17 protein-coding genes and 1 tRNA gene are annotated in these 13296 nt (G+C 59.2%); 9 read left to right on the top strand and 9 right to left on the bottom strand.

Features of this window, described 5'->3' with window-relative positions; all coding sequences use genetic code 11:
• Window positions 1–23 precede the first annotated feature (23 nt).
• On the bottom strand, window positions 24–971 hold the full coding sequence (locus tag ACE3SE_RS19070; protein WP_374557507.1) for a LysR family transcriptional regulator: 948 nt from the start codon (window positions 969–971) through the stop codon (window positions 24–26).
• 582 nt (window positions 972–1553) lie between these two features.
• Here ACE3SE_RS19070 and ACE3SE_RS19065 point away from each other — a divergent pair.
• Both ACE3SE_RS19065 and ACE3SE_RS19060 read left to right on the top strand, forming a co-directional pair.
• Window positions 1554–2174: a hypothetical protein gene (locus tag ACE3SE_RS19065; RefSeq protein ID WP_374557505.1), complete on the top strand. Its 621-nt coding sequence runs from the start codon at window positions 1554–1556 to the stop codon at window positions 2172–2174.
• A gap of 150 nt (window positions 2175–2324) precedes the next feature.
• The gene (locus tag ACE3SE_RS19060; protein WP_045844841.1) at window positions 2325–2591 is read left to right on the top strand and encodes a hypothetical protein; all 267 of its coding nucleotides are present in this window, start codon (window positions 2325–2327) and stop codon (window positions 2589–2591) included.
• Between the two features lie 90 nt (window positions 2592–2681).
• On the opposite strand, the gene ACE3SE_RS19055 is transcribed toward ACE3SE_RS19060, so the two are convergent.
• From ACE3SE_RS19055 to ilvA, 4 genes are all read right to left on the bottom strand, one after another.
• Window positions 2682–3137, bottom strand: coding sequence for a hypothetical protein (locus ACE3SE_RS19055; protein WP_374557503.1), 456 nt, complete (start codon window positions 3135–3137; stop codon window positions 2682–2684).
• 32 nt (window positions 3138–3169) lie between these two features.
• Window positions 3170–3409 (bottom strand): hypothetical protein, encoded by a 240-nt coding sequence (locus ACE3SE_RS19050; protein ID WP_374557501.1) that lies wholly within the window; start codon window positions 3407–3409, stop codon window positions 3170–3172.
• A 179-nt stretch (window positions 3410–3588) separates the two neighbouring features.
• Window positions 3589–4236 (bottom strand): HAD family hydrolase, encoded by a 648-nt coding sequence (locus tag ACE3SE_RS19045; RefSeq protein ID WP_199103991.1) that lies wholly within the window; start codon window positions 4234–4236, stop codon window positions 3589–3591.
• Window positions 4237–4290: 54 nt separating this feature from the next.
• The gene (gene ilvA, locus ACE3SE_RS19040) at window positions 4291–5820 is read right to left on the bottom strand and encodes a threonine ammonia-lyase, biosynthetic (RefSeq protein ID WP_178973431.1); all 1530 of its coding nucleotides are present in this window, start codon (window positions 5818–5820) and stop codon (window positions 4291–4293) included.
• Between the two features lie 222 nt (window positions 5821–6042).
• On the opposite strand from ilvA, the gene ACE3SE_RS19035 reads away from it, so the two are divergent.
• The 4 genes from ACE3SE_RS19035 to lipA all read left to right on the top strand — a co-directional run bounded on the left by ACE3SE_RS19035 (window position 6043) and on the right by lipA (window position 9151).
• Entirely contained in the window at window positions 6043–7191 is a 1149-nt protein-coding gene (locus ACE3SE_RS19035) for a D-alanyl-D-alanine carboxypeptidase family protein (protein WP_045844837.1), read from the top strand.
• A gap of 93 nt (window positions 7192–7284) precedes the next feature.
• Complete coding sequence (locus ACE3SE_RS19030; RefSeq protein WP_045844888.1) at window positions 7285–7563, top strand: YbeD family protein; 279 nt, start codon at window positions 7285–7287, stop codon at window positions 7561–7563.
• Between the two features lie 20 nt (window positions 7564–7583).
• On the top strand, window positions 7584–8207 hold the full coding sequence (lipB, locus tag ACE3SE_RS19025) for a lipoyl(octanoyl) transferase LipB (protein ID WP_062787754.1): 624 nt from the start codon (window positions 7584–7586) through the stop codon (window positions 8205–8207).
• Window positions 8204–9151, top strand: coding sequence for a lipoyl synthase (gene lipA, locus ACE3SE_RS19020; RefSeq protein WP_045844835.1), 948 nt, complete (start codon window positions 8204–8206; stop codon window positions 9149–9151). Before lipB ends, lipA begins: the two co-directional genes overlap by 4 nt.
• A gap of 105 nt (window positions 9152–9256) precedes the next feature.
• Here lipA and ACE3SE_RS19015 read toward each other — a convergent pair whose 3' ends face one another.
• Window positions 9257–9760 carry a prolyl-tRNA synthetase associated domain-containing protein gene (locus ACE3SE_RS19015; RefSeq protein WP_374557497.1) on the bottom strand — a complete coding sequence of 168 codons (504 nt, stop codon included), beginning with the start codon at window positions 9758–9760 and terminating at the stop codon, window positions 9257–9259.
• A gap of 77 nt (window positions 9761–9837) precedes the next feature.
• Here ACE3SE_RS19015 and ACE3SE_RS19010 point away from each other — a divergent pair, with 77 nt between their 5' ends.
• Window positions 9838–10590 (top strand): substrate-binding periplasmic protein, encoded by a 753-nt coding sequence (locus tag ACE3SE_RS19010; protein WP_374557495.1) that lies wholly within the window; start codon window positions 9838–9840, stop codon window positions 10588–10590.
• A 3-nt stretch (window positions 10591–10593) separates the two neighbouring features.
• Here ACE3SE_RS19010 and ACE3SE_RS19005 read toward each other — a convergent pair whose 3' ends face one another.
• Window positions 10594–10998: a hypothetical protein gene (locus ACE3SE_RS19005; protein WP_374557492.1), complete on the bottom strand. Its 405-nt coding sequence runs from the start codon at window positions 10996–10998 to the stop codon at window positions 10594–10596.
• 80 nt (window positions 10999–11078) lie between these two features.
• Window positions 11079–11164: transfer RNA gene (locus ACE3SE_RS19000), tRNA-Tyr, on the bottom strand.
• A 445-nt stretch (window positions 11165–11609) separates the two neighbouring features.
• On the opposite strand from ACE3SE_RS19000, the gene ACE3SE_RS18995 reads away from it, so the two are divergent.
• Both ACE3SE_RS18995 and ACE3SE_RS18990 read left to right on the top strand, forming a co-directional pair.
• The gene (locus tag ACE3SE_RS18995) at window positions 11610–11813 is read left to right on the top strand and encodes a cold-shock protein (protein WP_045844829.1); all 204 of its coding nucleotides are present in this window, start codon (window positions 11610–11612) and stop codon (window positions 11811–11813) included.
• A 176-nt stretch (window positions 11814–11989) separates the two neighbouring features.
• Window positions 11990–12565: a cysteine hydrolase family protein gene (locus ACE3SE_RS18990; protein WP_374557490.1), complete on the top strand. Its 576-nt coding sequence runs from the start codon at window positions 11990–11992 to the stop codon at window positions 12563–12565.
• Here the strand turns inward: ACE3SE_RS18990 and ACE3SE_RS18985 are convergent.
• A complete protein-coding gene (locus ACE3SE_RS18985; RefSeq protein WP_374557488.1) occupies window positions 12562–13161 on the bottom strand; it encodes a phospholipase D family nuclease in 600 nt (199 codons plus the stop codon). The two genes, ACE3SE_RS18990 and ACE3SE_RS18985, sit on opposite strands and share 4 nt — an antisense overlap.
• Between the last annotated feature and the right edge of the window lie 135 nt (window positions 13162–13296).

The following is a 13296-nucleotide window of genomic DNA, read 5'->3' as shown; positions in this document are numbered from 1 at the left end:
CAATCAAGCTGACTGCGTGATTATTAGCCTGAAGCTAATGGTTGGCCGGCAAGGCCATGAGCAGACATCTGCTGGCCCAGCATGCGGGCTTCGGCCAGCAAGGCCAGCAGATTGGGGTCGCGCTCGCGACATTCCTGCAGCAGCAGGCCGATACGCTGCGTGCTGTGCCACTCTTGGGCCAGCGGGGTGAAGCGGATGCGTCCGGCAAACAGCGAGCTGACCCGGCCGGGCAACAGGCTGAGGCCCACCCCGGCCGCCACCAGGTTCATCAACGAGAAAATGTCATCCACCCGCATCACCACATCCGGCTGGTAACCGGCGCTGCTGAACAGGCGCTGGAAGTCGCGGCTGGTGGCAAAGCCGTCGCTGAGGGCGACGAATTTTTCATGACGGTAATCAGCCAGGTCGGCTGTGGGGCTGGCCGGCGCAGGGCTGGTCAGCGAGGAGGCCAGATACAGCTGGTCTTCAAACAACGGTACGGCCAGCAGGCCCGGCAGGCTGCCCTCGTCCGGCAGCGACATCAGCAGGGCGTCCACGGTCTGGGTATGCAGTTTGTCCAGCAGCTGGGCGTTGGAACCCAGTTGCAATTCGATGGCCAGTTCCGGGCGGCGCAGCTTCACCCCCATCACCAGCCGAGGAATCAGCTCCACCGTCAGCGAATACATGGCGCCGATTCTCAGCTGCGCTGCGCCAAAACCGGCTTTTTCCCGCGCCTTGCGGATGCCGATTTCCAGTGTCCGTTCGGCGTCCTCGGCTGCTTCGGCCAGTGCCAGCGCGGCGGGCAGGGCAATCAGCCTGCGACCCTCGTGGCGGAACAGCGCACAGCGCATGGCGTCTTCCAGCGAATGCAGGGCACGGTGCACGCTCACCGTACTCATCTGCATGCGTTCAGCCGTGCGCGGCAGGCTGCCGGTGGCGACAAAGGCGGCCAGGGTCTGCAGTTTGCGCAGGGTGATTTCTTCACTGATCATCGTATTGCCTTGCCGGTGGTGGCTGTCCATGCCCGGAAACAAGAGGGCCGGGCTGGCTGCACATGTTTTGTCTGGATGAAATGGCGGTAATGGCCCGCCGCAGCGGAAGCAGAAAAAAGAGTGAGCATGGCAAGCGGCGGTATTCTGCCGGCGGCCTGAATAGGCCAGCCCTGCCAGATGCAGCAGCAAATCTGACCGATTTGTACCGGAGCCTTACAGCCTGTGCAACCGTGGAGGAGGGCAAAAGCATCCGTGGAATAAAAATTGCCCACCCGGCAAGGGGTGGGCACAAGTTCCATAGGATGGAGGAGGATTAACGCAGGCAGTATCCCGGCCAGGGAAAATTGCGTCCAGCATGACTTTTGCAGAGTTTGCGTCATATCAATACTGGCATGTCGATTTGTGTTCCGGAACGCGCTTGCGACAGATTTGTGCAGTCGATATCAGATAAATGCATGTCGAATTGAAGATTGATGATTTTTCTTCTGCGGCGGTAGCGGCTAGAGTGCAGAGAGGCCGTGTCTGCGCCAGATGCTGTCATACACCAATACGCATTAATGCCTGCCGCCGGTCAGGCCGCTCATGAATCCATTGCTCACACGTTTTTTGCACACCATCCATCCCGCTTACTTCATGGAATTTCCGTTATGGAATACCGCTGATGGAGAAGTGGTGGGGGAGTTCCTCAAGGTAAGGCTCGCCAGCCGCTTTGCACCGGTCAGCGATGCTGCCGGTGAACCGCTTGGTGTGCTGGCCAGCCTGCATGCCGTGGCCCCCGGTGGCGAGCCGATTGGCGGCGAGGTGCTGTCCCGCCTGACCGGGGTGAGCGAAACGCCGGTCGTGCTGGACCGCTTCATCCGTTGCCTGCATCTGCTCAATTACCTGCACGGCCAGCATCAGGACAAAATCCTGTTATTGCCCGTTTCCGTGGCCTTGCTGGAACGGGTGAGTCAGGACCACGGATGGGTGTTTCGCCAGATTGTCGATCAGCTGGCCATGCCGGAGCTGCGAATCGGCTTTGTCCTGCCTGCTGACTATGCGCAGCAGCCCGACCGTTTGCAGGCCTTGCAGCAAAGTTATGCGCGCCATGGTTTTGCCACTTATGTGGCCAATGCCTTGTCACTCATGGTGAACACCGCTACGCTGGATAGCCATCGGTCATCGGCAGATGGGCTGGACGATGGGATGGTCACGAAGGATTAAGGTGCTTGCGGAGGCTTTTGCTGGTATCCCGGTCAAAGAGTCAGGTGCCTGATGCCGTACATGGCATTCGTCGGTTTGCCTCAAGACGGGTATAATCCCGCTCCATTCGCGTCATTCCGACATGACAAGCCAAGGTAACGGGAAGTAAAGATGACTGAAGATCAAATCAAATGTTGCTGGTGTGACGAGGTATCCAGCCGGGCCCAACTGACTGGGCCGGCCGGTAATCTGTGCCCGCACTGTGAAGAGCCGGTACTGCCATCGACGTTTGGTGAACTGGAACTGGGCCAGGATTTTGCCTGCAGCCTGGGTGGTTCCTGGAAGAAGATTTCCGACAGCAAGGCCGAGATGCACGACGCTGCTCCGTCCGACAAGCCTTGCGAGTTCAAGCCGGCAGAAGTGGTTTACCCTTTCTGATCCGGCCATCACGCTGCTGACGCAGCCGGGTGGACAAGAAGCCGCCGCCAGAGTGATCTGACGGCGGTTTTTCTTTGCCTGCAGCCCTTGTCAGGCATCGGGCTCCAGCAGGGTGATGCTGGCAATGTCCAGATGGTGCAGCAGCTCGCGCAAGATCAGCAAGCTGCCCATGGCTGCCTGTGTGCTTGGCAGCCCGCTGGCCAGGCCGCCCTCCACCGCATTGGCCAGACGCGAGAACAGGCTTTCCACCATCTGGCGTTCAAGCCGGCAGCCCGCCGTGTCTGGCAAGCCGCACAGCGTGGCCAGTTGCCGCAGTTCCGCATCGCTGCTGTACACCGTGTCCAGTGCTAGGCGTTGGGGCCAGCTGGCACTGATGGCGTCTTCCACCTGCATGATGGCCATCTCCAGCCCGACAGCCGTGGGCAGCAGGGTGTGACTGTCAACGGGCAGTGCCGACTGCCAGCCTGTCGGCATGCGGTGGGCCGGCTGTGCCGCCTGGTTCAGGCTGGTGTGGTGCGCGGCGATATGCAGTTGGTAGCGGGTCATGACGGGCGGCCTTGTCTGTCAGTATTTGTCGTTTAGTGATTGATTCCGGCGTTGTGCTGGTTTTTCTGCAGCAGCGCGGCTTGCCAGGCGGCATTGTCACGGGCGATTTCGGCCTGGCGCGCTGCCGGTAATTGTGCGTCGGCGGCGCGGATGGCGGCTTGTTCGGCTTGCCAGGCGCTGACATCGGCGCTGCTGGAGTAGCTGCTGTGGTGGGCGGCCAGGGCGGCGGTGCTGAAGCTCAGGGTCAGCAGGGTGAGGGCGAGGTGTTTCATGGTTTGCATCCTTGTCGGGTTTGCGCTGTCAGTCAGCGGATGGATGCAGTGTATTGATTACCCATTGTGTGATAAATATCAGTCTGTTCAAGATATTGTTTCTTATTGGTGCTTAATGATGCAAAAGAAAACCCGCATTGGCCGGTGGCGACATGCGGGTTGTGGTGCTTGCTTCTGGCTTACAGGTGCTGCAGCAATTCCAGCGGATGGTTGATGCTGATGTCGGCACCCCATTGCTCCGGCTGGTCCTGCGCCGAGATATAGCCCCAGCTGGCCAGTACGGTTTTCATGCCCACCACACGACCGGCCTGGATGTCGCGCTCGGCATCGCCCACATACAGGCAGTGCTCCGGGGCAATGCCGATCTGGCTGGCCGCATGCAGCATGGGTGCCGGGTCCGGCTTGGGCACGCCTACGGTATCGCCGCTGACGGTGACCGCCGGGCGGCTGCTAAAGGGCAGGGCAGGCACCAGCCGGTCGGTAAAGCGCATCGGCTTGTTGGTGATGATGCCCCAGGTCAGCCCCTTGGCCGTAATGCCGTCCAGCATGCTGTTGATGCCGTCGAACAATACGGTTTCGTCGGCAAAGCTGTGCTCGTAGTGGTCGAGAAAACGCAGGCGGTATTCTTCGAAACGCGGATGTTCGCGATCAATGCCAAAGCCCAGGCTCACCAGTCCGCGTGCGCCATGGCTGGCAATCGGGCGGATGGCGGAGTAGGGCTGCGGCGGCAGGCCTTCTTCGGCCAGCAGACGGTTGAGGGCGGCGCCCAGGTCGCGTGCGGTGTCGGCCAGGGTGCCGTCCAGATCGAACAATACGGCTTGAATCATGTGCAATGCCTGTAGCAAGAGTCTGCTGCCGGCATTGTGCGCCGGCAGGCAGGGTTAGCGGATGGTCTTGCCCAGGAACAGCTTGTAGGCCGGGTTGTCGGTTTCTTCCACATAGGGGTAGGCCAGACCATCCAGGAAGCGCTGGAACTCGGCATTATCGCTGGATGGCACCTGAATGCCTACCAGTACGCGGCCATAATCGGCACCGTGGTTGCGGTAGTGGAACAGGCTGATGTTCCAGTTGGTCTGCATGCCTTCCAGGAAGCGCATCAGTGCGCCCGGACGTTCCGGGAATTCAAAGCGCAGCACGCGCTCGTCCTTCAGCTGCGGGGCATGGCCGCCTACCAGATGGCGGATGTGCAGCTTGGCCAGCTCGTTGTCGGTCAGGTCCAGCCCTTCCAGGCCATTGGCTTTCAGTTCGGCAATGATGCGTTCTGAATCCTGCTTGCCGCTGATCTGCACCCCGACAAACACATGGGCGGTGCCGGGGTCGGCAAAGCGGTAGTTGAATTCGGTGATGTTACGGTTGCCGATGACCGAACAGAACTGCTTGAAGCTGCCCGGTTTTTCCGGAATGGTGACGGCGATGATCGCTTCGCGGCGCTCGCCCAGTTCGGAACGTTCCGACACGTGACGCAGGCGGTCGAAGTTCATGTTGGCGCCGCAATTGATGGCCACCAGCGTCTGGCCGGTACAGCCTTCGCGCTCGATATAGGCCTTGGCGGCCGCCACGGCCAGTGCACCGGCCGGTTCCACGATGGAACGGGTGTCTTCGAAGATGTCCTTGATGGCGGCGCACATGGCGTCCGAATCCACCAGCATGATTTCGTCCAGCAGCTCGCGGCAGATGCGGAAGGTTTCCTCGCCCACCAGCTTCACTGCCACGCCATCGGCAAACAGGCCCACGTCTTTCAGTTCTACGCGCTCGCCTTTTTCGATGGACTGCTTCATGGCGTCCGAATCCACCGGCTGCACGCCGATGATCTTGATTTCCGGTTTCAGGCGCTTGATGAAGCTGGCCACGCCGGCAGCCAGGCCGCCGCCGCCAATGGCGACGAACACGGCATCGATATGGCCGGGGTGCTGGCGCAGGATTTCCATGCCGATGGTGCCCTGGCCGGCAATCACGTCCGGGTCGTCAAACGGCGGGATGTAGGTTTTGCCGGTTTCGGCCACCAGTTTCATGGCGTGCTGATAGGCGTCACTGAACGATTCGCCATGCAAGACCACCTTGCCGCCACGGCTGGTAACACCGTCAATCTTGACCTGAGGCGTGGTTACCGGCATCACGATGATGGCTTCACAGCCAATCTTCTTGGCCGACAGCGCCACGCCCTGCGCGTGGTTGCCGGCACTGGCTGTAATCACACCGTTGGCCAGCTGATCCGGCGTCAGCTTGGCCATCTTGTTGTAGGCGCCACGCAGCTTGAACGAGAACACCGGTTGCAGGTCTTCGCGCTTCAGCAAAATGGTGTTGCCGGTACGGCGGCTCAGGTTGTTGGCGGTTTCCAGCGGGGTTTCCACTGCGACGTCATAGACGCGGGAGGTGAGGATGCGCTCCAGGTAGTCTTGCTTGTCTTGCATGGTGATGCCGATGTCCTTGTCGTGCTTTTTTATTGAACTGTCAGAGTAGCAGGAACTCCAAGCCGCCGGGAAGCCGTGTCGCCATTTTCATGCTGCATTGCCGCAAGCGGGCCGTTATTGACGGCCAATTGCGCCAAAACCGGGCATTTACGGTCAACGTTGCAGTCTGGACGTGTATAATCACCGGCTATTGTTTGTACCCCTCACCCGTTGTCGATCTCAATGAAAACCACCATCACCCGAATTTTGCTGGCCGCCAGCCTGGCCATGCCTGTTGCTGCCTCCGCGACCGCTGCCTTTGTACCGCCCGTGCCCGAGATTGCCGGCAAGGCGTTTTATCTTGTCGATTTCAATAGCGGCCAGGTGCTGGCCGCACAGGACCCGGATGCCCGCGTGGAACCGGCCTCGCTGACCAAACTGATGACCGCCTACCTCACCTTCAAGGCGGTGAAGGAAAAGCGCCTGTCGCTGGACCAGATGCTGACCGTGTCCAACCGTGGCTGGAAAACCGACGGCTCGCGCATGTTCCTCGACCCGAAAGTGCCGGTGAAGGTGGATGACCTGATCAAGGGCATGATCGTGCAATCGGGCAACGACGCCTGCGTCACCCTGGCCGAAGCCATTGCCGGCAGCGAAGACGTGTTCGCCCAGCTGATGACCCAGCAGGCGCAAAAACTGGGCATGAAGAATACCCAGTTCCGCAATGCCACCGGCCTGCCGCATGCCGATCACTACACCACGGTGCATGATCTGGCCATCCTGTCCGCCGCGCTGATTCGTGACTTCCCGGAGTTCTACCCCACGTACTCCATCAAGTCCTTCACCTATAACAAGATTACCCAGCCCAACCGCAACCTGCTGCTGTACCGCGACCCCAACGTCGACGGCATGAAAACCGGTTATACCGACACCGCCGGCTACAATATGATTACCTCCAGCCATCGTGATGGCCGTCGGGTGATTTCGGTGGTGGTGGGCACGGCCAGCCCGGAGGCGCGCGCCAACGAAAGTGCCAAACTGCTGAATTACGGCTTGCAGTTTTTCGAAACGCCCAAACTTTACAGCGCATCCAAGCCTGTTTCCGAAGTGCCTGTCTACAAGGGCGCAGCCAAGTCGGTACCGGTTGGCTTTGCCCAGGATGTATTTGCCACGGTGGCCAAGGGTCAGTCGGCCCAGCTGAAGGCGGACATGTCCACCATGCAGCCGCTGATCGCCCCGATCAAGGCCGGTCAGACTGTAGGCAAGCTGGTGGTGAGCCTGGATGGCAAGCCGCTGCTGGAGCGTCCGGTCGTTGCCTTGCAGGCTGTGGAAGAGGGTGGTTTCTTCAGTCGCCTGTGGGACAGCATCAAGCTGATGCTGGGCTGGAAGTAAACCGGCTTTTGATTGACGCCTCGCCTGTCGGGGCCCGGCAATGGCCTGCATCGGGTGATGCGGGCCTTTTGCCTTTGCAGAATCGAGTTGAACATGGCTGAAAACAGCACTGAAAAGCAGGAAATCATTGAATTTCCCTGTCGCTTCCCCTTGAAGGTGATGGGCGAGCGTCACGACGAATTTGTCGTCACCATGACCGAAGTGGTGCGTGTGCACGCGCCCGACCTGGCCGAGCATGATGTCACCCTAAGGGAAAGCTCGGGTGGACGTTTCTACGCGCTCACCATTACCGTGAATGCCACCTCGCGCCAGCAGCTGGATAATATCTACCTGTCGCTCACTGGCCATCCCATGGTCAAGATGGTGCTTTAAACCAACGTGGAGCCAAGCGCGTGCAGCGTCTGATCAAGCATTTGGGCCTGGTGGACTATGAACCCACCTGGCGGGCCATGCAGGCCTTTACCGATACCCGCACGGCCGAAACGCCGGATGAGCTCTGGGTGGTGGAGCACCATCCGGTATACACGCAAGGGCTGGCTGGCAAGCCGGAACACCTGCTGCGCCTTACCGACATCCCGGTGGTGAAGACCGACCGTGGCGGTCAGGTTACCTATCATGGCCCCGGCCAGCTGGTGGTGTATCTGCTGATTGATTTCAAGCGCATGCATATTGGCGTGCGCGAACTGGTGCGCCGCATCGAGCAGTCGGTGATTGACATGCTGGCCGGGCAGGGCATTACCGCCAATGGTGACGTCAATGCGCCGGGTGTGTATGTGGACGGGGCCAAGATTGCCTCGCTGGGCTTGCGTATCAAGAACGGTGCGGTCTATCACGGCCTGTCACTGAATGTGGACATGGACCTGACGCCGTTTGGCTGGATCAACCCCTGTGGCTACGAAGGCCTCAGGGTGACGCAAATGAAGGATTTGGGGGTGGATAAAACCCTGGCGCAAGTGGCCGATCTGCTGCTGCCCCAGCTGGAAAAACACCTGACCGTGGTGAAGGAGACAGCATGAAGTTGGATAACGAGGCAGGGGTCAAGCATAAAGGCGCCGCCAAAACCGCACGCATTCCCATCAAGATCGTGCCGCTGGATGAAAAGCTGAAAAAGCCGGAGTGGATTCGCGCCAAGCTGCCCACCGGTCAGCGTTTTCATGAAATCAAGCAGATTCTGCGCGACCAGAAGCTGCATACCGTGTGCGAAGAAGCCACCTGCCCGAATATCGGCGAGTGTTTCAGCAAGGGCACGGCCACCTTCATGATCATGGGTGATATCTGCACCCGTCGCTGCCCCTTCTGCGACGTGGGTCATGGCCGCCCGAACCCGCTGGACGAAAACGAGCCCAAGCACCTGGCCGAGAGCGTGGCCGCCATGCGCCTGAAGTATGTGGTGGTGACTTCGGTGGACCGCGATGACCTGCGTGACGGCGGTGCCCAGCACTTTGCCGACTGCATCAGCGCGGTACGTGCCGCATCGCCAGGTACCCAGATCGAAACCCTGGTGCCGGACTTCCGTGGCCGTCTGGATATTGCGGTGGACATTCTCACCACCACCCCGCCGGATGTGATGAACCACAATCTGGAAACCGTGCCGCGTCTGTACAAGCAGGCCCGTCCCGGCGCCGACTACGCGCATTCCTTGCAGTTGCTCAAGGATTACAAGGCCAAGAATCCGGAAGTGCGCACCAAGTCCGGCCTGATGGTGGGCCTGGGTGAGACCGACGAGGAAATCCTCGAAGTGATGCGCGACCTGCGTGCCCACAATGTAGACATGCTGACCATCGGCCAGTACCTGCAACCGTCCGACGGTCACCTGCCGGTACTGCGCTACGTCCACCCCGACACCTTCAAGATGTTCGAAGAAAAAGCCTATGAAATGGGCTTTGCTCACGCGGCAGTCGGTGCCATGGTGCGCTCCAGCTACCATGCCGATGTGCAGGCTCACGAGGCCGGTGTGTAAGCAATGCACTGAGTCGTATGCGACTCAGCCGGGCTGCCTGTGCTGCCGACCTTCTGTCGGTGGTGCAGGCAGCCTTTTTCATTCTTGATGTCCCTTCTGTGCGGACTAGGCCGGCAGGCAGGGTAGCTGCATCACACGGGCCGGGTGGTGGCTGCTATCGAGAAAACGCAGCAAATCGCCAGTGTTGATGGCCAGCGTGCTGGTATTGACCAGCGGGTGGCAAAGCACCGTGTCATGCTGGGTTACGGCCTCATCAATAATGACGTCAACCAGCCCGGCGCTGTCGTTGACGACAGCCAGAAGGCTGACGGCGCCCGGTGTCAGTCCCAGTGTGGCCTGCAGCCGCTCGGCTGAGGCAAACCCAAGGTTCTTGATGGCCAGCAATTCACCCAGGGCTTTGAGGTCCAGCCTTGCACTGGCCGGCAGGCACAGCAGCAGGTAACGCCCGGTTTTGCCAGCCTTGAGAAACAGGTTCTTGCTAGCCAGGCTGCCGGGTATCGGTGCCAGTGTGCTGGCTTCTGCACAGGTAAAGACGGCAGGGTGATCAAAACGCTGGTAGTGGATGGCTTCTGTATCCAGCAGCTGGTACAGATCCTGAGGGTCTCTCATGCTTTTCCGTATCGAAATGACAGTTGTGTTAATGGTATCTTGCTAGTCTGTCCGCTTGAAGAGGTGTGAGCCCCAGGATGAAACGTGCATTCACAACCGTAATGCAGTGCATCAGCAGTGTCTGGCCATGCCTGATGTTCGTGCTGCCAGCAGAGGCGGCAGTGGTGGCTTGTGGTGGAGATAACCAATGGCCGCCGTCGTCTTACCAGCTTGCATCAGCTGCGGATGTGCAGGGCTTTTCCCCGGATGTGCTGCGCGCCATCCTGGGGCCGGAGGCCGGCCTGCAAATCCGGCTGATGCCGTTTGCTCGTTGCCTGGCGCTGGCCGAGCAGGGTAGTCAGGTGCAGATCGTGATGGCGGCGAGCCGTGCGCCTGCTCGCGAGAGTCAGTTCCTGTTCACCCGCCCTTATCTGCAATTGCATCCGGTGAGCCTGACCATGCAGCCCATGCTGGCAGGTAGCGACCGGTTGCCATGGTGTGGTCTGAACGGTTTCAATTATCAGGCCTTCGGTTTGCGTGCGGAGGAGGTGGACCGGGGTTCGGCCAATTATCCGGACCTGCTGCGCAAATTGCGCGCCGGGCATTGCCGTGGTTTTGTTGAGTACCGGGAGGTGTGGCAGGGTTTGTTGCGGCTGGGCGTGTTGCAGCCGGATCAACTGCCGCCGCTGGTGCTGCGCCCGCTGCCGGGCAGGCCGGCGGTGGAAGCTTCATTCATGATTTCGCGTCGCATGCCGGGGGCGGAATTGCTGCGCCAGCAGCTGGACAAGGGTTTGCAGGCACTGGCTGCGCGGGGAGAGCTGACTGCCTTGCTCAAGCGGCAGCTGCCCTGATACTCAGGGTTGACGTCCTGCTTTCAATTGCTGGTAATCGGCCAGCACGCCATCAATCAGCGGCAATATTTGCTGCAGGCCGGCACTGTCCGGCAACTGGTCAAACTGCAGGCTGGCATCCAGTTGCTGCAGGCAGCGCCGGGCAGCGGTGCACACTTCCACCGCGGCATTGAAGTCGGCCGGACCCAGCACCTTGCCATTGCGGACTTTGCGATAGTGGATGCCGGCCATCACAGCGTATTTTTCTGCCAGCTCGCCTTCGGTAAAACGGTTGGCGCGCTGCATGGCAAACAGCTGGTCCATGATGCGGCGGCAGGCTTCTTCAGTACGCTGGAAGCGTTTTTGTTCGGCCAGACGTACACCCTGGGCAGTGTTGGGTTTGCCTGCTTTACCGTTCTTGTTGGCCATGGCTGTGTCTCCCGCTGGATGGTGCCGCTGCAGACGGCATGCAAAAGGCCCGAACGCAATGTCGGGCCTTTTGGGAATACTGGTGGAGGGAGAAGGATTCGAACCTTCGAAGGCTGAGCCGCCGGATTTACAGTCCGGACCCGTTGACCGCTGGGGTAACCCCTCCAAAAGAGATCGGCATGATAGCGAGGCTCATTTTCAGCGTCAAGCCCCCGGTAAAAATTTTTGCATGGCCTTGTCAGTCTTCTGCCTGCCGCCGCGGGCGGGCGTGAGCCAGGTGATGTGACAGCGATGGCAGGGCGGGTTTTATTGCCGGGATGACTTTGGTAAAAAGCGGCAGCCAGCATGCTGCAGTCCTTCTGAAACGGCCAAATGGTATGAATGGATATTTACCGTACCGTAATTTATTTTGCTGATTTGTCAGATAGTGTTTGACCGATGGCTGTGAGGTGCGTATAACGGTCCTGCAGGATTTCAAGCGTTGTGCCTATTTCGTTACAGTGGTGTCCCTCCTTCACGAGTGCCTAATTGTTCAAATATCTATCCCTTGAAGTTCTTGTTGTTTGAGCATTTGCTCTGTTTTTAATGTTTTTTTATGTCAGGGATATATCATGGAAACCGGCACCGTTAAATTTTTCAATGACGCCAAAGGCTTTGGCTTTATCACTCCGGATGCAGGCGGCGACGACCTGTTCGTACATTTCTCCGAAATCAAGGTAGACGGCTTCAAGTCGCTGCAAGACGGTCAGAAAGTAAGCTACGTTAAAGCTGCTGGCCAAAAAGGCCCGGCTGCTACCAACGTACAGCCGCAGTAATTCACAGGCTTTGCCTGTGTGATGGCTGAAGCCCGGTGCTTCGGCTGCTGAAAAACCCACCCGACTTACGGTCCGGTGGGTTTTTTCATGGGCTGCGGTCGTGAATTTGTCATGCATGCGGCTTTGCCAAAGGCTGGAGCTGTTAAGCTGGGCAATCAATTCCGGTGGAGTATTGCATGCAGCCATTACTTATTCCTGACAACAGCCTGTTGCTGCTGGTCGACCTGCAATGTGCGGTGGATGACCCCAGCTGGGGGCCGCGTAACAACCCGCAGGCAGAAACTGTTGCCGGCGCATTGTTGTCGGCATGGCGCCAACAGAGGCGCCCGCTGTGCCATGTGCGGCACGACTCGCAAGAGGATAGCTCCACCTATCGGCCAGGTCAGGCCGGTCATGCTTTCAAGCCCGAAGTCATTCCGCTGCCAGAGGAGTGGGTGCTGGCCAAGCAAACCAACTCGGCCTTTATCGGTACCGACCTGCATGCGCGTTTGCAGCAGATGGCTTGCAATACCCTGATTGTTGTCGGGGTGGCAACCAGTAATTCGGTGGAAGCCACCGTGCGCATGGCGGGTAATCTGGGCTATCGCGTGTATCTGCCTGAAGATGCCTGTTTTACATTTGGCCGAAACGATTGGGCTGGCAACTGGCGCAGTGCCGATGAAGTGCATGCCATGTCCTTGGCCAATCTGCATGGTGAATACTGCCAGGTCTGTCATTCCACTCAGTTGCTGGCAGCACTGACTGCCGTTTAGCGCGGAGCGGGGTCGGCAGCGGCCAGGGGTTCTCCCTCCTGCCACAGGCGCTGCCATTGTGATTCGTAGCGCGCAGCCAATGCCGGTGCATTCCAGATAATCAGCACGTTTTCAGCATTCTTGCTGGCGGCCGAGGCGGTGTAGTTGAAGCTGCCGGTCTGCACATGCTGCTGATCAATAATCATGAACTTGTCATGCAAAATCGCGTATTTCCCGTTTAGTCTTACTGGAAGCTGCTGATTGGCCAGATAGCGCGTTGCGCTGTACTGGCGCTGGTTTTCCTGCATGTCGGCCACCACCGCAACTTCCACGCCGCGTCGTTTTGCTTCCAGCAAGGCGGTGGCCACCGGTTTGCTGGTGAAGACGTATGCAGCCAGATGGATGGAGCGCCGGGCTTGCGCAATTCCCTTGAGTACCAGCTGCAATGCCGCCGGATCGGGAGCAAACGCAACTTCGGTCGTCATGGTTGCGGCCGGGCTTTGGAGGTTAGTGTCGGCGGCTGCGTTGAGGCTCAGGATGAGCAGGCCAAGACATATCGCGCTGTGTTGTGGCTTCATCGTGTTGTTCCTGCTGTTTGAACAGTTCAGTCTTGCCATCGCTGGTGACTGGCCACCATGCAGCAAGGGCTGAGGCTTGTCATTAGTTGATGCAGACAGGTGCACGCCTTGGTGCCACCCTTGCTAGAATGCGCTGTTTTCCGGCAAGAGCGATGGCATGCGCATTCTTCACAC

This window comes from Aquitalea pelogenes, assembly GCF_041914625.1.
In the GTDB taxonomy this organism is placed as follows: Bacteria; Pseudomonadota; Gammaproteobacteria; order Burkholderiales; family Chromobacteriaceae; genus Aquitalea; species Aquitalea pelogenes.
This window is presented reverse-complemented; position numbering and strand designations above follow the sequence as displayed.